Annotated in this window: 14 protein-coding genes and 2 pseudogenes; 6 read left to right on the forward strand and 10 right to left on the reverse strand. The window is 71.3% G+C overall.

The window, feature by feature from the left end:
• Positions 1–130: 130 nt before the first annotated feature.
• Both ACIRVF_RS26260 and ACIRVF_RS26265 read left to right on the forward strand, forming a co-directional pair.
• Complete coding sequence (locus tag ACIRVF_RS26260) at positions 131–1,327, forward strand: alpha/beta hydrolase family protein (protein WP_402822510.1); 1,197 nt, start codon at positions 131–133, stop codon at positions 1,325–1,327.
• A gap of 112 nt (positions 1,328–1,439) precedes the next feature.
• Positions 1,440–1,982: a DUF6368 family protein gene (locus tag ACIRVF_RS26265; RefSeq protein ID WP_402822513.1), complete on the forward strand. Its 543-nt coding sequence runs from the start codon at positions 1,440–1,442 to the stop codon at positions 1,980–1,982.
• Here the strand turns inward: ACIRVF_RS26265 and ACIRVF_RS26270 are convergent, their stop codons facing one another.
• Both ACIRVF_RS26270 and ACIRVF_RS26275 read right to left on the reverse strand, forming a co-directional pair.
• Positions 1,983–2,903: an aminoglycoside phosphotransferase family protein gene (locus tag ACIRVF_RS26270; protein ID WP_402822516.1), complete on the reverse strand. Its 921-nt coding sequence runs from the start codon at positions 2,901–2,903 to the stop codon at positions 1,983–1,985.
• Positions 2,904–2,945: 42 nt separating this feature from the next.
• The gene (locus tag ACIRVF_RS26275) at positions 2,946–3,659 is read right to left on the reverse strand and encodes an SDR family NAD(P)-dependent oxidoreductase (RefSeq protein ID WP_402822519.1); all 714 of its coding nucleotides are present in this window, start codon (positions 3,657–3,659) and stop codon (positions 2,946–2,948) included.
• A 69-nt stretch (positions 3,660–3,728) separates the two neighbouring features.
• Here ACIRVF_RS26275 and ACIRVF_RS26280 point away from each other — a divergent pair, with 69 nt between their 5' ends.
• Positions 3,729–4,565 carry a LysR family transcriptional regulator gene (locus tag ACIRVF_RS26280; RefSeq protein WP_402822522.1) on the forward strand — a complete coding sequence of 279 codons (837 nt, stop codon included), beginning with the start codon at positions 3,729–3,731 and terminating at the stop codon, positions 4,563–4,565.
• On the opposite strand, the gene ACIRVF_RS26285 is transcribed toward ACIRVF_RS26280, so the two are convergent.
• Positions 4,541–5,395 (reverse strand): helix-turn-helix transcriptional regulator, encoded by an 855-nt coding sequence (locus ACIRVF_RS26285; protein WP_402822525.1) that lies wholly within the window; start codon positions 5,393–5,395, stop codon positions 4,541–4,543. The two genes, ACIRVF_RS26280 and ACIRVF_RS26285, sit on opposite strands and share 25 nt — an antisense overlap.
• A gap of 103 nt (positions 5,396–5,498) precedes the next feature.
• Here ACIRVF_RS26285 and ACIRVF_RS26290 point away from each other — a divergent pair, with 103 nt between their 5' ends.
• The gene (locus tag ACIRVF_RS26290; RefSeq protein WP_402822527.1) at positions 5,499–6,254 is read left to right on the forward strand and encodes an SDR family NAD(P)-dependent oxidoreductase; all 756 of its coding nucleotides are present in this window, start codon (positions 5,499–5,501) and stop codon (positions 6,252–6,254) included.
• Here ACIRVF_RS26290 and ACIRVF_RS26295 read toward each other — a convergent pair.
• The 7 genes and pseudogenes from ACIRVF_RS26295 to ACIRVF_RS26325 all read right to left on the reverse strand — a co-directional run bounded on the left by ACIRVF_RS26295 (position 6,242) and on the right by ACIRVF_RS26325 (position 13,121).
• The gene (locus ACIRVF_RS26295) at positions 6,242–6,907 is read right to left on the reverse strand and encodes an HAD family hydrolase (protein ID WP_402822529.1); all 666 of its coding nucleotides are present in this window, start codon (positions 6,905–6,907) and stop codon (positions 6,242–6,244) included. The two genes, ACIRVF_RS26290 and ACIRVF_RS26295, sit on opposite strands and share 13 nt — an antisense overlap.
• 29 nt (positions 6,908–6,936) lie before the next feature.
• Positions 6,937–7,614 (reverse strand): hypothetical protein, encoded by a 678-nt coding sequence (locus tag ACIRVF_RS26300; protein ID WP_402822531.1) that lies wholly within the window; start codon positions 7,612–7,614, stop codon positions 6,937–6,939.
• Positions 7,607–9,814 (reverse strand): hypothetical protein, encoded by a 2,208-nt coding sequence (locus ACIRVF_RS26305; RefSeq protein ID WP_402822533.1) that lies wholly within the window; start codon positions 9,812–9,814, stop codon positions 7,607–7,609. The genes ACIRVF_RS26300 and ACIRVF_RS26305 overlap by 8 nt, the downstream gene beginning before the upstream one ends.
• A gap of 10 nt (positions 9,815–9,824) precedes the next feature.
• Entirely contained in the window at positions 9,825–10,289 is a 465-nt protein-coding gene (locus ACIRVF_RS26310) for a WXG100 family type VII secretion target (protein WP_402822536.1), read from the reverse strand.
• Positions 10,290–10,463: 174 nt separating this feature from the next.
• Positions 10,464–11,177 (reverse strand): annotated as a pseudogene (locus ACIRVF_RS26315) (putative Ig domain-containing protein); the annotation flags it as partial.
• A 216-nt stretch (positions 11,178–11,393) separates the two neighbouring features.
• Positions 11,394–12,011, reverse strand: a pseudogene (locus tag ACIRVF_RS26320) (trypsin-like peptidase domain-containing protein); the annotation flags it as partial.
• Positions 12,012–12,197: 186 nt separating this feature from the next.
• Complete coding sequence (locus tag ACIRVF_RS26325) at positions 12,198–13,121, reverse strand: hypothetical protein (RefSeq protein ID WP_402822539.1); 924 nt, start codon at positions 13,119–13,121, stop codon at positions 12,198–12,200.
• Between the two features lie 148 nt (positions 13,122–13,269).
• On the opposite strand from ACIRVF_RS26325, the gene ACIRVF_RS26330 reads away from it, so the two are divergent.
• On the forward strand, positions 13,270–14,391 hold the full coding sequence (locus ACIRVF_RS26330; RefSeq protein ID WP_402822542.1) for an alpha/beta hydrolase: 1,122 nt from the start codon (positions 13,270–13,272) through the stop codon (positions 14,389–14,391).
• 71 nt (positions 14,392–14,462) lie between these two features.
• Positions 14,463–16,922: a glycosyltransferase family 39 protein gene (locus tag ACIRVF_RS26335; RefSeq protein ID WP_402822545.1), complete on the forward strand. Its 2,460-nt coding sequence runs from the start codon at positions 14,463–14,465 to the stop codon at positions 16,920–16,922.
• Positions 16,923–16,983: the final 61 nt, after the last annotated feature.

The following is a 16,983-nucleotide window of genomic DNA, read 5'->3' on the forward strand; positions in this document are numbered from 1 at the left end:
GGGAACCCGGCGCCGCACGACATACTCCCGGCGGATTACTCCGGTACCTCGCGGGGGCTACGAGCGACACCAGCTTGTTTACATCGGTGGGCCGATTCGACACGGAGCCACGGAATCTAGCGTCGACCCCATGAAACGCACTAGCCGAATCAGCGCCGTCGCGGCGCTGGCGCTCGCCGCCCTCGTCACCGGAACCGGCACCGGGCTCGCCGCCACGACCACACCGTCGGCCCCACCGGTGGCCACGCACGCGTTCGACACCGCACCGGCCACGGCCACGGCCACCGCCACCGCGCCCGCGCGGTCCTTCCACGGCACGCTCCCCGCGCCGACCGGCCCCTACGCCGCCGGCGAGGACGTCATCCACCTCACCGACGAGAGCCGTCCCGACCCGTGGGTGCCGTCATCCGGCCCCCGCCAACTGACCGTCACGATGGTCTACCCGGCCGTCCCCGGGACCGGGACTCCGGCCCCTTACATGACCCTCGCCGAGGCGGCCGGAGTCCTCCAGCGCGCGAAGACGCCGGCGAGCTCCGGCGTGACCCCGCAGAACCTTGCCGGCGTCACCACTCACGCCTTCAACGGCGCGCGGCCGCAGCACGGCAAGCATCCGCTGGTGGTCCTCTCGCCCGCGTACGAGGACCCGCGCATGACACTCACCTCCCTCGCGACCGACCTGGCCAGTCACGGCTACGTCGTCGCGCTCGTCGGCCACACCCACGAGGACAGCGGCGAGACGCTGGCGAACGGCCAGACGCCGCCGTGCGCGATCTGCGACGACCCGGCGCTCGACTTCGACTCCGTCGCCGCCAGCCGCGCGCTGGACGTGTCCTTCGTGATCGACCAGTTGACGCACGGCAATACCGGGTGGCGCCTGGCACACCTCATCGACCAGCACCAGATCGGCATGGCCGGACACTCCCTCGGCGGAGCGGCGGCCGCCGCCACGATGATCGCCGACCCGCGAGTACGGGCCGGAGTGAACCTGGACGGCTCCTTCCACCCGGACCCGAGGCCCGGCCAGATCGACCGGCCGTTCCTCATGCTGGGTACGGCCGCCAACACCGATTGGGAGCACCCCTGGGCCGCCCTCGGCGGCTACAAGAAGTGGCTGACGGTCGCCGGCGCGGACCACTTCAGCTTCTCCGACCTGGAGGTGCTTCAGGAGGAGGCCGGGTTCCCTGCGCGGCCCCTCTCCCCGGAACGCGGGGTGGCGATCACCCGCGAGTACGTGACAGCGTTCTTCGACCAGACGCTGAAGGAAATCCGCAGTCCGCTGCTGGACGGCCCCTCGCCGAACAATCCGGAAGTGCTTTTCCACCACTAGCGTCCTGCGCCGGAGATTCGTCGGATCGTCGGCAGAAACCGGGCGGGGAGCCGGCATCCCTTCGGCGGATAATGAGCTGAAGGGATGCCGGCCGGCTGGCTAAACTCCCGCCATGGGTGGTCCAGCCTTGGTGATCGAGTTGGCCGAAACGGTTCCGGCCGCAGTTGTCGAGCGGCTCCGGAGCTTCCTGGTGGAATCGTCAGCGCGGTTCGAGGAGAGGCACACCGGCGGCTACGACATCAACGTGCTCGCCCACCGACTCGGTATCAAGGAGTCCGGTGAAGTCGACGAGCGCCGGCCGTTCCTCGTCTACGTCATGGGGCCGGGCATCGGGGACGAGGAGATCTTCGAGGCCGAGCACGCGGACGGACCCGATCTGGAACCTCTCATCGGCTTCGGTCCGACCTGCGCGGTGGATGTCATCGCCGGGTGCAACGGACAGATCGATCACCTCACAACAGCCCTGCTGACAGCTGCCGTCATGGACGTGGTGGGCGGTGTCGCCAGTGCTGAGCTACGGGATGACCAGGTGGAAGTCGTGGCCGGCCTTCCAGGCGTGCTCGCGATGACGGAAGATCCCTTGCCGACCGTTTTCGGCACGGCGGCGTTCCTGCGTGCGTGGGCTGCCCAGCCGGGCTTCAGGCTGCTCAAATAGTCAGCTACCAGGCCGGGTTGAGCCCGGTGCTTGGTCGGCGAGCAGCTCGCCGATCACGTAGCGGGCGGTGCGGGCCATCCGGGGGTTGGTCCCGCGGTAGTAGCTCAGCTCCATCAGCGCCACGGACAGCGCCCAGCCCCTCCCCCGCGCCCACTGCGCGTCGTCGGCGCCGACGGCCGTCCGGAAGGCATCGCGGACGGGCGCGGGGAGCACGTACCAGGCGGGGAGCAGGTCCACGGCCGGGTCGCCGAGGCCCGCGCAGCCGAAGTCGATGACGGCGCTCAACCGGCCGCGCCCGTCGACCAGCACGTTACCGGGCTGGAGGTCGGCGTGGATCCAGACCGGCGGGCCGGGGTGCTCCGGCGCCGCAAGTGCGGTCTCCCACACCATGGTTACCGTGTCCGCGTCCACCACATCGGCCACCACCCCGACCGCCCGCCGGACCGCCGCGTCCCGCTCCGCGAGCACCTCGCTGCGGTAGGACGCCGGACCGCCGACCGGGTCGACCCGGTGCATCGCGGTCACGAATGCCGCCAGGTCCGATGCCAGCTGACCGGGTTGGGGCACACGCCCGGCGACCGGATTGGCCCCCTCCAGCCAGCGCAGCACCGACCACGGCCACGGGCACCCGTCCACCGGTTCGCCGAGCTCCACCGGCGCCGGTACGGCGAGCGGCAGTTCGGGCGCCAGGCGACGCAACCAGGTGTACTCCTCGGCGATGTCCTCGGCCGCCCCCGGGGTGCGCGGGATCCGCACCACCAGGTCCGTTCCCAGCCGGTACATGGCGTTGCTGGTCCCGGCGGAGTCCACCCGCTCAAGCGGCAGGCCCGCCCACTGCGGGAACCGGGCGGCCACCATCCGGCGGACGAGGGCTTCGTCGATGTCCAGTTCGTCCGGGTGCATCTTCTGGGCAGGGGGCATGGCGCCCGACCCTGCCAGCACCGATCGCGCCCCGCAAACGAATTACCAGGGCACGATCTGCCCCAGGTGGTCCACGAAGTGCAGCCCGCCCTTGCCCCGGTGCCGCTCGATCGTCTCCGCCACCCCGGGAACGCTCTCCTCCACGCTCAGTTCGGCCTCGGGCCCGCCGAGTCCGGTGCGCACCCAGCCCGGGTCCATCAGCAGCAGCGTCCGCGCGCCGTCCGCCTCGCGGGCCGCGTGGCAGCGCATCAGCTGGTTCAGCGCGGACTTGCTGGCCCGGTACAGGTCCTGGCCGCCGTACGTGTTCCGGCTGATGCTGCCCTGGTCGGAGGACATGACGCCGATGGTCCCGTCCGGCGCGACCAGCGGGCCGATGACGTCCACGACGCGCATCGGGCTGAGCGCGTTGGTCACCATGACCTCGGTGAACATGTCCGTCGGGACCTCGCCGATCGGCAGGTCGCCTCGGGTGATCGCGGCGTTGACGAAGAGCAGGTCGAGCGGGGCGCGGGAGGCCAGCCGGTCACGGAGGGCGGCGATCTGCCGCGGGTCGGTCATCTCCAGGGTCTCGACGGTCAGCCGCCCGCCGGAGGCGTCCGCCAGGTCGTGCAGGCCAGTGCGCCGGGTGCCGCGGACGGTGCCGATGACGTCCCAGTCGCGGCGGAGCAGCTCGGCGGCGAGCCCGAGGCCGAGGGTCCGGGAGGCGCCGACGACCAGGGCGGTGCGACGGGCGGTACTGCGCGTGGTGTCGTTCATGCGGCCAGTCTCGAAGCGGCCGGACCGGGGCGTCCAATACCCTTCCCCGCGCATTGATACCGTGCGGGCATGGATCTGGACCTGCGCAAGCTCCGCTACTTCGTCGCGGTGGCCGAACACGGCCGGTTCGGCCGGGCGGCGGAGGCGTTGTTCATCGCCCAGCCGGTGCTCAGCCGGCAGATCCGGGCGTTCGAACAGGAGTTGGGCTGCGCCCTGTTCACCCGTACCACGCGCAGCGTCGAACTGACGGACGCCGGGCGGCAGTTGTACGAGGAGGCGCGGCGGATCACCGCGACCGTGGACACCGCGGTGGAGCGGGTACGCGAGGCCGCGCGGGGCGAGCAGCGGCTGGTGGTCGCCTTCTCCCCGGGCCTGCACGTCTCGGAGGCGATCCGGGCCTTCACGGCCCGCCACCCCCACGTCACGGTCGACGTGCTGCCACTGCGCTGGTGGGAGCAGGACGCACCGCTGCGCGACGGCCGCGCCCACGTCGGCCACCTGCGGCGCCCCTTCGACGACACCGGCCTGCGCACCGTCCCGATCGGCCGGGAGACCAAGGTCGCGTGCCTGCCCGTGACCCATCCGCTGGCGGGCCGCCGCAGCCTCACCACGGCCGACCTCGACGGCGAGCCGGTCCTCGACACCCGGGCCCGGCGGACCTACACCCTGGACGAGAAGTTCGAGCTCATCGCCGCCGGACAGGGCGTCGCCCTCGTCCCGGTGAGCATCACGGGCTCCTACTCCCGCCCGGACCTGGTCTACCTCCCGGTCACCGACTTCCCGCCCGTCGAAACCTGCCTGGCCGTCCCGGAGGACGGTGACCGCCCCGGGCCGGTACGCGAGTTCCTCGAACTGGCCGTCCCCGCCCTGCGGTCGGCGGCTCAGTCCCGCACCGCGAGGTCCTGACTCCCCACCACCTTGAGCAGCCGCAGGGCGGAGTGCGAGGGGGTGCCGGGCGCCGCCGTGTAGAAGATCGTCCACTGGTCCCGGTGCGGGTCGTGCAGGGCCTCGCAGTCGAGGTCGAGCGGGCCGACCACCGGGTGCACGATGCGCTTGGTGGTCGAGCGGCGCACTTCGACGTCCTGCCGGGCCCACAGGTCGCGGAACTCGGCGCTGCCCGCGAGCAGCCGGTCGACCAGGCGGCGCAGGTCGCTGTCCGCGGGGTAGCGGGCGGCGGCGGAGCGAAGGTCGGCGACCGCGCGGCGGGCGAAGTCGGCCTGCCCGGCGGGGTCGTGGAGGGCGCGGGCGTCCGGATCGGTGAAGAAGCGCCAGATCAGGTTGCGCTCGCCGGGCGGCAGGGCGGAGAAGTCGCCGAGCAGGGCGGCCGCCACGGCGTTCCAGGCGAGGACGTCGCGGGCGGCGCTGCAGACCATGGCCGGGGTGTCGTCCAGCCGGTCGAGCAGGTGCAGGATGCCGGGCCTTACGTCGCGGGGCATGGCGCTCGGGGGCAGCGGCGGCTCGCCGACCAGGTGGTGCAGGTGGGCGGTCTCGTCCTCGGACAGCCGCAGGGCCCGGCTGATCGCCCCGATCATCTGCCGGGACGGGCGCGGGCCGCGGCCCTGTTCGAGCCGGATGTAGTACTCCACCGACATCCCGGCGAGCTGCGCGACCTCCTGGCGGCGCAGGCCCGGGGTACGGCGCCGGCCCCCGGCGGGCAGGCCGACGTCGGCGGGCTGGATGCGGGCCCGCCAGCGCCGCAGGAAGGCGGCCAGCTCCGCCCGGTCCACGTGTTCCACACCCCAAGTCTGGCCCGGCCGCCGCCCGCCGACCATGGGACCGCCGGTACCACCCTCGGCAGTGCTCTCCCGCGCTCCGTACGGCCCGGCCAGGGTGGTGCACATGAACGACGACCACGGCAACCACGACAACCACCGCATCGTCCTGATCACCGGCGCCAACAAGGGCATCGGCCTGGCCACCGCCGGCGAACTCGCCCGCGCCGGACACACCGTGCTGATCGGCGCCCGCGACCCCGGGCGCGGCACCGCGGCCGCCGCCGGGCTGGCCGAGCAGGGCCTGGACGCCCGCTTCGTCCGCCTGGACGTGACCGACCCGGCAACCATCGCCGCCGCGGCCGAACTGATCGCCGCCGAGTACGGCCGGCTGGACACCCTGGTCAACAACGCGGGCATCACCCGGGACTTCGGCACCACCCCGGACCAGCTGACCGTCGAGGCCCTGCGCGAGACCTACGAGACCAACGTGTTCGGCGTCGTCGCCGTCACCAACGCCATGCTGCCGCTGCTGCGCAGGTCCCGGGCCGGCCTGATCGGCAACGTCTCCAGCGGCCTCGGCAGCTCCGCCGTCCTCACCGACCTCGACCACCCGGCAGGGGAGCACACCATGCTGCTCGGCTACAACACCTCCAAGGCCGCGCTCAACGCCGTCACCCTGGTCTACTCCCGCAGTCTGCGGCACGCCGGCATCAAGGTCAGCTCGCTGGAGCCGGGCCACTGCGCGACCGACCTCAACCACCACTCCGGCCCCTCCAGCGTCGAGGAGGGCGGCCGCCGGATCGCCCGCCAGCTCGGCGAGGCGCTGGCGGGGCCGAGCGGCCGGTTCTTCCACCCGGAGGGCGGCAACTACCCCTGGTAGGCGGCGATCAGGCCGGGCAGCCCGTGCATGTCGTCGAAGACAACCGTGCCCGGCCCGGCCAGCCGCTCCGCCGCCGTCACGCCGCCCGCGTAACCGAGGGCGCGCATCCCGGCAGCGCGGGCGGCCTGCACGCCGGGCCCGCTGTCCTCGACCACCAGGCAGCGGGCCGGGTCGACGCCCATGCTGCGGGCGGCGTGCAGGAAGAGGTCGGGCGCGGGCTTGCCGCGCCCGACCTCGGTGGCACTGAAGATCCGGCCCTCGAAGCGGCCGTACAGTCCGGTCCGGCCCAGGGTGTGCCGCATCTTCTCGTGGGTGCCGCTGGACGCCACACAGGTGGGCAGCCCGAGCGCCTCCAGCGCGTCCAGCGCCTCCGGCAGGCCGGGCACCGGCGTCAGCCCGGCGTCCACGGCCTCGGCGTGCAGTTCGCGGAACCGCTTGTCGAACAGGGTGGCGGCCTCCTCGCCGAGGCGCTCGGCGACCATCGCGTGGTTGGCCGCCTCGGACCGGCCGACGAACCGCTCGATCGCCTCCGCCTCGGTCAGCGGCCAGCCGAACTCCTCCCCCAGCTGCACCAGGACGCGGACGGCGATCACCTCGCTGTCCACCAGGACGCCGTCGCAGTCGAATATCACCAGGTCTATCGGCTCGCTCATCCGATGAGCATATGGTGAGCCCTATCCGGTCAGGGCCCCGGCGGCGGGAAGTTCGTCGCCGACTGCGGCACGCTGTCCGGCAGGTGCAGCGGGTTCGAGCAGGGGAAGTCCGCCACGACGGCCTTGGCGGTCTTCAACGCGATGTCCAGGACCGCCCGGTGGACCTTCTCCGATGTCGCATCGGTGACCTCGCCGGGCCTGACCCCGACCGTCGCGTAGGGAAAGCGCCTGGCGGCGTTCTCCGGGTTGTCGCACCTGAACGCCAACTGGACGAACTTCGGCCCGACCCAGCCCTGGACATCCGGACCGAAATCCAGTCGGTTGACTCCCGGACCGCTACTCCTCGCATCCGGGCCGTACTCGTCCTTCCACACGAAATCAGGCTGCGCATCCACCTGGACCCATAGAAGGCTCTTCCCCGGGCTCTCCCCGGACCTTCTGCGGAGCACGCAGTCGATGTCGCCGTGGTGCGGTTGGAGGTGCTCATCAGCATCATGCGGCCGACTCTCGACGAAGGTCCCCTGCACGTGCTCCGCCAGTGGCTTGAGGTCGTCCCTGGTGAGCACCGACCAGCAGGCGCTGGCGGGCAGTTCGGCCGGCGTGTGGACCGACCGCCACCACCATCCGAACCCCGCCCCGGCAAGGAGGACCACCGCCGCGACCCCGGCGACGAGCCACCGCCGCCGGAGCCGCCTGCGCTCAGTCATTGATGGCCGTCGTGAAAAGCGTCGAACCAGCGTTGCCGGCGTAGCGCACCTGGTTCGCGGTGTCCGCGGCCATGGCCTCGATCTCCGTGTCGCTCAGCCCTGTCCCCTGAGCGGCGTTGACCACCGCGGTCCTGGCGGCGGCCGCCGCCGCGTTCATCCCGTCCGTCTGCGAGATCGTTGCCGGGTCCGCGAACTTCGCCTCGATGTGGTAGTTGTGGGCCAGATCGTCGATGTAGTGCTTCACCGGCTCCGAAATGCCGGGGCCGACGATCGGGACTCCCTTCACCAGCTCGCCACCGGTCATGAGCCATGCCGACTTGGCCCATACGGCGTTCTCATCGAGAGCGTGGTTGTACGCGTCCGCCTGAGTCCTCGCATCGTGCACGATCTCCTGCGTCCGGGCCGCCGTGATGATGCCGGCCACCTCCCCTCCCGCGTGCGCCGCGTTGTGAACGGCCGCGTCGTAGTGGACGCCGTAGTCGGCCCGATGCGTGATCACGTCCTGGATGTGCGCCGTCGTATAGGCCTGCTGGGCCTGCGCGATGGCGCCGAAGGCATCGGGGTTGCGGCCCAGCGCGCCCAGGAGCTTCGCGGTGTTCGCCTGATTCAAGTCCGCCGGAGCGCCGTAGCGCGGCAGTGCCTTGTCGTCCGGGCTGAGCGCACCCTGGACATCGCCCATGTACGCGGCCGCCATGTGGCCGAGACTGGGCGCGATTCCTGCGAACTCTCCGCCGGAGTGGAGCGACTTGGGGAGGTCCCCGTTGCCGAAGTGGTCGACCACCCGTTTCATCAACTCCGCCTGGTCCGCCGTGTGCGGCGCCAGCGGGTCCTGCGAGTCGTAGGCGCGGCCGGTGGTGGCCGCTTCGAGGGCGTGGCCCAGGGAGGTCACCCCGGCCTGCTCCGCATGGCCGTACAGCTCGGTGTGCCCTGTCCAGACGTCCTGGAGCAGCGAGTTACCGCCCGTCTTCGTCAGCAGGTCGAAGTAGGTGTTCTTCTGGTTGTACTGCTTGACCGACCCGTCGACGTTGTAGGTCGTGGCCGGCTCCTGGAAGTACGCCAGGGCGGCCTGCGGACTGTGTCCGAGCGCCTCCAGCACCCCCGCCATCGGGTTGAAGCCGTTCTCCGGGGCACCCAGGAACTTCAAGTGGTTGAAATCCCTGACGTTCCAGCCGTCCGAGGCCCAGAACGCGTCCCTCTCGCTCAGCTGGGTGACGTGCTCGGCAATCGGGTTCAGGAAGCGCTTGTCGTACGTGCCGGTGCGCAGGATGTTCGACAGGATCTGGTAGCCGAACGGCTGGGCACCCCCGGCCGGCCAGACCTCGACCCGGGTGGCTCCGGCACGGCGCAGGCCGGCCGCCCACTCATCGGACAGGTGCGGGAAGTTGTGACTGTCGGTGGCGCCGGCCAGCGCCGCGCCCAGGTTCTTCTGGAGGTCGGCGATGGCGGTCGAGCGGTTGCCCTTGTCCGCCGAGGCGGCGGCCAGCTGGCCGTAGTACTTGAGGAAGCCGTCCGGCCCGAGCCGCCCGTAGAAGGCGGTGGTGAACTGCGGATTGTTGGCGTTGGCCTTCAGGGTCTTGTTGAGCTCGTCGAGTTGGGCGTCGGAGAGGTTCCCGGCCAGCTTGAGGAGGTCCGCCGCCCTCTCGCCCTGCTCCTCCGGGCCCCTCGACGGCTGGAATGCGGTCCTGCTCTTCCCGGTGGCGCCGCCGAGCGCCGCGGCGGCCGCGGTGTCGGCCGCCTTCGCACGGGCCACGGCCTTCGCGATGTCCTGGCCCACCGACTCGGCCAGTTCCTTGTACGTGGTGGTGTAGGTCGGGTCACGCTTGTCGGCGTCGCTCGTCGGCGCGGGCCAACTGATGTTGACGCCGTCCGCGTCCACCGTCAGGGAGTGGTCGGCGGCCCTCTTCAACGCCGCGTCCAGGTCCGCCCGGGCGGCGGCGAGTTCGGTGTGCGCGTCCCGCAGGGCCTTGCCGATGGCGGTGGCCTCCTCGAAGGCCGCGTCGAGCTCGTTGCGGGTCTTGGTGATGGCGGCGGCGGCCCGCTCGGCCGCGTCGCCCCGCCAGTTCGATGCCTGGAGCGGCGTGAGGATGTCGCCGGTGAACTCGGAGGAGAGCGTCCAGTTTCGCGTCAACGACTCGAAGGCCGAGGCCAGGGTCTCGATGCCCTTGAAAGTCCCTTGGCGCAGGTCGGAGTAGATACTCATGTCGCCGGCCTCAGTTCGTCTTCAGGTTCTGGGCGTTCACCTGATCGGCGCGCGCGTACTGGTCGGCATTGCTGATCAGGCCGGTGGAGATGTCCGCGATCGCCTGGCTGGTCGCCTGCGCCTGCGCCTCCCACATCTCGTGCGCGGCCTGGACCGCCCCCACGATCGCCCAGTCCTTGGACATGCCCTGAAGGCTGCTCCGGAGGTCCTTCCACACGTCCTTGGTGGCCTTGTCGAAGTCGGCGTGCAGGGTGCCCGCGTTGGTCCCCGCCTTGCGCAGCGCCTCCGGGCTCACCTTCACCGTCGTCCCACCGGGGGGCGCCGTGGCCACCGGCGGCGGCTCCCACCCCGGGGCCGCCGTGCCGGACTCTGCGGCAGCGAGGTCCGGGAACTGCTTCTTCGCGTCCTCCGTCAGGTTCCCCGACTTGTCGAAGAGCCACGGGTTCATCTTGCGTTCGAAATCCAGGTCAGTCACTCGTCCCCGCCCTCAAAGCGTGCGTCCATGGAGATCGCGCCGACGGGCCCCCGGCCCTTCGGCGGCAGTCTGCAGCCTAACCATCGACCGTTGTGGTGTACGGGAGTTGGACGAAGCCGGAGCGAACAGCAGGGCCCGGCGGCCGAAGCCGCCGGGCCCTCTACCGATCGGGCGTCAGCTGGTCTGGATCGAGGTGTCGTCGATCACGAAGCTGGTCTGCAGCGAGGAGTCCTCGGTGCCGGTGAACTTCAGGGTGACGCTCTTGCCCGCGTAGGCCGAGAGGTCGAAGGTGCGCTGCTGGTAGCCGGTGGCGGCGTCCACGTTGGAGTAGGTCTTCAGCGTGGTGCCGTTCACCGAGACGGTCAGCTTGTCGTACGCGGTCGAGCCGGTCTCGGCGGTGTCGATGTGCAGCCAGAAGCTCAGCGTCGCCTTGCAGCCCGCCGGGACGGTGACCGTCTGGGACAGGGTGTCGGTGTGGCTGCTGCCGTAGCCGTCCAGATAGGCCTTCCAGCTGCCGCCGTGGGCCGCTTCGGAGGAGCTGTTGTCGACCACGCCGCTGGAAGCCGTCCACGGCGCCGCCGAGCCCGTCTCGAAGCCCGGGTTGCCGAGCAGCTGCGCCGGGGTGCAGGAACCGCCGCCGCTGCCCGCCACCGTCCAACCGAAGCTGGTGGTGGCCGACTTGCCGGCCGCGTCGGTGACGGTGACGGTGACGGTGGAGCTGCCGGCGGTGGAGACGGTGCCGGAGATCAGGCCGGTCGAGGAGTTGATCGACAGCCCGGCGGGCAGGCCGGTCGCGCTGTAGGACAGCGGGGCGGTACCGCCGGAGGCGTTGATCTGGAGGTTCACCGAACCGCCGACCGTGCTGGACTGGTCGCCGGGGCTGGCCACCGACACGGCGGCGCCGGCCGGCTTGGTGAGCAGGCAGCCGGGCACGGTGAGGTCGATGGCGCGGCTGGAGTTCAGGCAGGTGGTGAACCAGTAGGTCTCCTCGCCGTAGCTCTGGCCCTTGGTGGCCGTGGTGGAGCCGTCGGCGGCGACCTCACAGGGGTTGTTGAGGGTGCACATCTGGCCGTCGTCGTTGCCGGTGTTGTTGATGCCGACGATCCGCCCGCTCGCGGAGTCGATGATCGGCGAACCGGAAGTGCCGTGCGTGGTGTTGCAGCCGGAGCTGTAGCGCAGCGAGTCGTGCCAGGTCCACTGGTCCTCGCGCAGGGTGGGCACGAACCCGTTGACGGAGCAGTTCCAGACCTGCTTCCAGTACGAGGACGGGATGTACATCGAGGCGCCGTCGGTGGGGTGGGCGTCGTTGACGGTCAGCGCGGTGGCGCCGTACTTGGAGCTGATCGAGGAGTAGGTGTCGGTGAGTTCGTAGAGCGCGACGTCGGTGCCGGTCATCGTCGCGTAGATCACCTTGTCGGCCTGGACGGTGCCGAGGCTGTTGCCGGCACCGTCCAGCAGGGTGCCGCTGCGGCTGGCGCCGACGTTCTGGATGACCTGGCCGTACGGGGGCATGGTGGGCAGGCAGTGCCCGTTGGTGAGCATCATGGCCCGGTCGCCGGCCACCGAGGCGGGGAACCGGACCAGCGAGGCCGAGCAGTCGTCCAGGGCGATGGTGGACGTCAGGTCGGCCGCCTGGACGGCGTGCGCGGGGACGGCCGCGAAGGCCAGCCCGCCCGCGACGACGGCGCTCGTACCGGCCACCGCGACAAGTCTTCTGAACATGGCTCTCCTTGTGGGGGATCGCGGGGCTCCCGGCTGGTCGCCGAGGCCCGCGCCCGCACGAAAGTGCCATGGCCACTTCAAGCGGTCAACAGTTCACGCACAACTCGCCACTCCACAGGCCGGGTTGTGCCACCGAATGGCAACAACCCGTCCTGGTATGCCCGTTACGGGCAGCGGTGGTGAACGCTACAGCTGCGGGAAGGAGTTCGGATCCACGTCGTTGGTCTTGGCGTTGCCGTCGGCCACCGGCTGCAGGGTGATCTCCCAGGAGGTCGACGTGCTGCCGGTCTCGTACGGGAAGTTGTCCTCGAACTTGGTGAAGGCGCAGTTCTGCGTGAAGGCCTTGGACGCGGAGTCCCAGTCCGCACCCTCGGAGACGTAGACGTCGTAGGTCCCGTCCTCCACGCCCTCGATGCCGGCCTTCTGTCCCTTGGCCACGAACATCGAGTGCACCGTCTTGCCGTTCAGCACGAGCGAGACGACCGCATCCGTCTTGCCGCCGTTGTCCACCTTGAACACGCCCTCGCCGCGCAGCTTGCCCTTGCTGACCATCGTGCCGTTGTCCAGCGAACGGGACTGCTGCTTGGGCAGCTGCGGGACGGCGAAGGTGGTCGAGTAGCCGGCCGCCGACAGTTTGGTGAGGAGCGTCGAGACCGACGCCAGCCCCTGCGAGTCACCGAGTTTCGCCTCGGCCGAGCCCAGGGCGCAGACGTCCCTCGCCTTGATCGCGCCACGGACGTTCGCAACGTCTTCGTGGAGCACGCTCAACGCGTTCGCCAGGTCATGCCTGTCCTCCGCGACCGCAGCCGGGGCGTCCGCCACGTTCAGAGCCTTGGAAGCCTCGTGCGCGGCGGTGTTGAGGGTGCTGAGCACGCCGTCGAACTCGCCCAGGCTCTTGACCCCTGAGATCTGGGTGAGCGCGGCATTGACCGGATCGATGTTCTTGCTGAGCACCGGACCGAACGGCACCGCGCTCGGCGTGGCCTTCGACGCGGGGCCGCCCGCAGACGTGGCCCCGCCCGCCGTCGTACCGCCGGTCGAGCTGCCCGAGCAGGCCGCGAGCAGCAGCGCCGAACCGATGGCCAGACCGGCCTTGCCGATGGACTTCATGACCCCGCCCCAGTGACACCCGGCGCACACAGCGTGCGCACACCCCGCGCCATGGTGCCGAGACGAACCACCCCGGTCAACCCGTTTCGGACGGTCACCCGAAGGGGCCGTCCCGGCCCACCCATCCGGGTCAACTACGATCGGGCCCGTGCTCAGTCTCACCGGACTTCCCCTCCAGATCATCGCCTCGGTCCTCGCGATCGTCGTCTTCGCCGGCACCATGTGGCTCTGGCCGAAGTTCGGCGGGAAGGGCTGGAAGTCCTGGCTGGGCCGGATCGGCACCTTCCTGGCCACCCAGCTCTCGGTGCTGGTCGCCATGGGCCTGATCGCCAACAGCTACTTCGGCTTCTACAGCTCCTGGACCGACCTGCTCGGCACCAGCGGCGGGCTCGGCACGGTGGTCGACCACCAGCCGAACGCCTCCGGGGTGGCCGTCACCGGTGAGCAGAAGTTCTACTCGGCCCAGGGGTCGGAGCCCGACCGCTCCGGGCTGATCCAGAAGGTCGACATCAAAGGAGCCGGCAGCGGCCTGAGCACCGAGGCGTACGTCTACCTCCCGCCGCAGTACTTCCAGCCGGGCTTCACCAAGCAGCGCTTCCCGATGGCCGTGGTGCTCACCGGCTACCCGGGCACCCCGGAGAAGCTGATCTCGCTGATGCAGTACCCGGCGTCCACCCTCGACGCCATCGAGCAGAAGAAGCTGCCGCCGACCATCCTGGTGATGACCCGCCCCACCCTGGTCGGCGACCGGGACACCGAGTGCGTCGACGTGCCGAACGGCCCCCAGGTCGAGACCTTCTTCACCGCCGACCTGCCCAAGGCCCTCGCCACCACCTACCGGATCGGCACCGACCCGGCCAACCGGGCCGTGATCGGCAACTCCACCGGCGGCTACTGCGCGCTCAAGTTCGCGCTGCGCAAGCCCGACTCCTACCCGGCGGCGGTCGCCCTCTCCGGCTACTACAGCGCGGCCCACGACCCGACCACCGGTGACCTGTTCGGCGGCAACGACAAGCTCAAGCAGGAGAACGACCTGCTGTGGCGGCTGAAGAACCAGCCCGCCGCCCCCGTCTCGCTGCTGCTGACCACCGCGTACGACGAGAACAACTACGACGAGACCAAGGCCATGGTCGCCGCCTTCAAGGCCCCCACCAAGATGTCGACCATCACCCTGGACACCGCCGGCCACAACTTCCACACCTGGACCCGCGAGATCCCCCCGGCCCTGGAGTGGCTGGGCAAGCACATCACCATGCCGGCCGCCGCATAAGCGGACAGATCACACCCGGCTCACAGCCCCGTCTCACGGTTCTCTCAGCCTCGCCACGCACGGTATGGCGCATGACCACGAGCAGCTACTCCCCTCCGGCCGGCGATCCGTGGCCCGAGGCAGCGAACTACCCGCCACCGGAGGTGCCGCGGCCGGACGCCGGCGGCCGTCCGGACCCGGCTCCGCTCTACCCCGAGCAGGCCCTGCCGCCCGTCGGTCCCAAGGGGCCGGCCTCCTGGTCCGGACGGCTGCGCACCCTCCCGGCCCGCGCCTGGCGCGGCCGCGCGGACGACCCCCGCTGGGTGCGCCCGGCCCTGCTGGCGCTGATGGCCGCGACCGTCGTCCTCTACCTGTGGGGCCTCGGCGCCTCCGGGTGGGCCAACGCCTTCTACTCGGCCGCCGTCCAGGCCGGCAGCCAGAGCTGGAAGGCCTTCTTCTTCGGCTCCTCCGACGCCGGCAACTTCATCACCGTCGACAAGCCCCCGGCCTCGCTGTGGCCGATGGCGCTGTCGGTGCGGATCTTCGGCCTCTCCTCGTGGTCGATCCTCGCCCCGCAGGCGCTGATGGGCGCCGCCACCGTGGGCGTGCTGTACGCCACGGTGCGCCGCCGCTTCTCCCCCCTGGGCGGCCTGCTGGCCGGCGCCGTGCTGGCGCTCACCCCGGTCGCGACGCTGATGTTCCGCTTCAACAACCCGGACGCCATGCTGGTGCTGCTGCTCACCCTGGCCGCGTACGGGATGGTGCGCGCGGTCGAGACGGCGAGCACCCGGTGGCTGCTGTTCACCGGCGCGATGTTCGGCTTCGCCTTCCTCACCAAGACGCTGGCGGCGTTCCTGATCCTGCCCGCCTTCGCGGTGATCTACCTGGTCGTGGCCCCGACCGGCTTCTGGCGGCGGCTGCGGCAGACCCTGCTCGCGGGTCTGGCCCTGACGGTCTCGGCCGGCTGGTGGGTGGCGATCGTGGAGCTGCTGCCCGCGTCGGCCCGCCCGTACGTCGGCGGCTCGCAGGACGACAGTTTCCTCTCGCTGACCTTCGGCTACAACGGCCTCGGCCGGGTCGACGGCAACGAGCGCGGCAGCGTGGGCGGCGGCGGCCACCTCCCGGCCGGGCTCGACCTGCCGGCCGGCGCGACGCACAACCGGGGCTGGGGCCAGACCGGCATCACCCGGCTGTTCGGCAGCGACATCGGCGGGCAGATCGCCTGGCTGATGCCGGCCGCGCTGATCCTGCTGGTGGTCGGCCTGTGGGCGACCCGCCGCTACGCCCGTCCGGACACCGCCCGGGCGGCGTTCCTGGTCTGGGGCGGCTGGCTGATCTCCACCGCGCTGATCTTCAGTTTCATGTCCGGGATCTTCCACCAGTACTACACGGTGGCGCTGGCCCCGGCCGTCGCGGCCCTGGTCGGCATGGGCGTGGACGGGCTGTGGCGGGCGCGGCACCGGCTGCCGTACGCGCTGCTGCTGGCGGGCGCGCTCGCGGTGACGGCGGTGTGGGCGTTCGTCCTGCTCGCCCGCAGCTCCGACTTCCTGCCCTGGCTGCGCTGGGCGGTGCTGGTCGGCGGGCTGGCGGCGGCTGTCGCGCTGGTCGCCGGGCAGTACGTCGGCGGGATCTCCGGGCGGACGGGCGCGCGGATCGCCTCGGTGGCGGGCCTGGTGGGTCTGGCGGCCGCGCTCGGTGGTCCGGCCGCGTACGCGGTGGACACCGTGGGCACCGCGCACAACGGCTCGATCATCACCGCCGGGCCGTCCGTGAAGGGAGCGTTCGGGCCCGGGTCGTTCGGCCGCAAGGGCGGCAAGGGCGCGACGGGCAACGGCCGGATGTTCGGTCAGGGCGGACAGGGCGGCCAGGGCGGCTGGGGCGGTCAGGGCGGTCAGGGTGGCTGGGGCGGCTTCCCCGGCGGCCAGGGCGGACAGAACGGCCAGAGCGGCCAGAGCGGCCAGAGCGGCCACGGTCAGGGCGCCCGAGGCCAGGGCGGCACCGCCCCCGGCGGCCGCCACGAGCGCGGCGCCGGCGGCAACGGCGGTGCCACCGGTTTCGGGGGCGGCTTCCCCGGCGGCCAGGACCCCGAGGGTGCGAACAACCCCGGCGGTCCCGGTGGTCCCGGCGGTCCCGGCGGCTTCGGCGGCGGCATGGGCGGCCTGCTCGGCGGCACCAAGGTGAGCGACGAGGCCGCGGCGCTGCTCTCGCAGGACGCCGACCACTACACCTGGGCGGCCGCCACCACCGGTTCGCAGAACGCGGCGAGCTACCAACTCGCCACCGGCAAGCCGGTGATGGCCCTCGGCGGCTTCAACGGCACGGACCCCTCGCTCAGCCTGGAGGGCTTCCAGAAGTACGTCCAGCAGGGCAAGGTGCACTGGTTCATCGCCGGTGGCTCGCACCGCGGCTTCGGCGGCGGCGCGGGCGGTGAGGGCGGCGAGGACGGTCAGCAGACCGAGGCCGCCCAGATCGAGGCCTGGGTGACCAGCCACTTCACCGCCAGGACGGTCGGCGGCGCCACCTTCTACGACCTCACGGCGCCCAGGTCCTGACCGAGCCGGTGTCCTGACCGAGCCGACGTCCGGACAAGGCCGAGGCCCTGACCGGGCCGAG

It is taken from the genome of Kitasatospora sp. NPDC101157 (assembly GCF_044768255.1).
Lineage (GTDB): Bacteria > Actinomycetota > Actinomycetes > Streptomycetales > Streptomycetaceae > Kitasatospora.

Coding starts and splice junctions, on each gene's coding strand:
- ACIRVF_RS26260 (WP_402822510.1), top strand. CDS start 131: ATGAAACGCACTAGCCGAATCAGCGCCGTCGCGGCGCTGGCGCTCGCC.
- ACIRVF_RS26265 (WP_402822513.1), top strand. CDS start 1,440: ATGGGTGGTCCAGCCTTGGTGATCGAGTTGGCCGAAACGGTTCCGGCC.
- ACIRVF_RS26270 (WP_402822516.1), bottom strand. CDS start 2,903: ATGCCCCCTGCCCAGAAGATGCACCCGGACGAACTGGACATCGACGAA.
- ACIRVF_RS26275 (WP_402822519.1), bottom strand. CDS start 3,659: ATGAACGACACCACGCGCAGTACCGCCCGTCGCACCGCCCTGGTCGTC.
- ACIRVF_RS26280 (WP_402822522.1), top strand. CDS start 3,729: ATGGATCTGGACCTGCGCAAGCTCCGCTACTTCGTCGCGGTGGCCGAA.
- ACIRVF_RS26290 (WP_402822527.1), top strand. CDS start 5,499: ATGAACGACGACCACGGCAACCACGACAACCACCGCATCGTCCTGATC.
- ACIRVF_RS26295 (WP_402822529.1), bottom strand. CDS start 6,907: ATGAGCGAGCCGATAGACCTGGTGATATTCGACTGCGACGGCGTCCTG.
- ACIRVF_RS26300 (WP_402822531.1), bottom strand. CDS start 7,614: ATGACTGAGCGCAGGCGGCTCCGGCGGCGGTGGCTCGTCGCCGGGGTC.
- ACIRVF_RS26305 (WP_402822533.1), bottom strand. CDS start 9,814: ATGAGTATCTACTCCGACCTGCGCCAAGGGACTTTCAAGGGCATCGAG.
- ACIRVF_RS26325 (WP_402822539.1), bottom strand. CDS start 13,121: ATGAAGTCCATCGGCAAGGCCGGTCTGGCCATCGGTTCGGCGCTGCTG.
- ACIRVF_RS26335 (WP_402822545.1), top strand. CDS start 14,463: ATGACCACGAGCAGCTACTCCCCTCCGGCCGGCGATCCGTGGCCCGAG.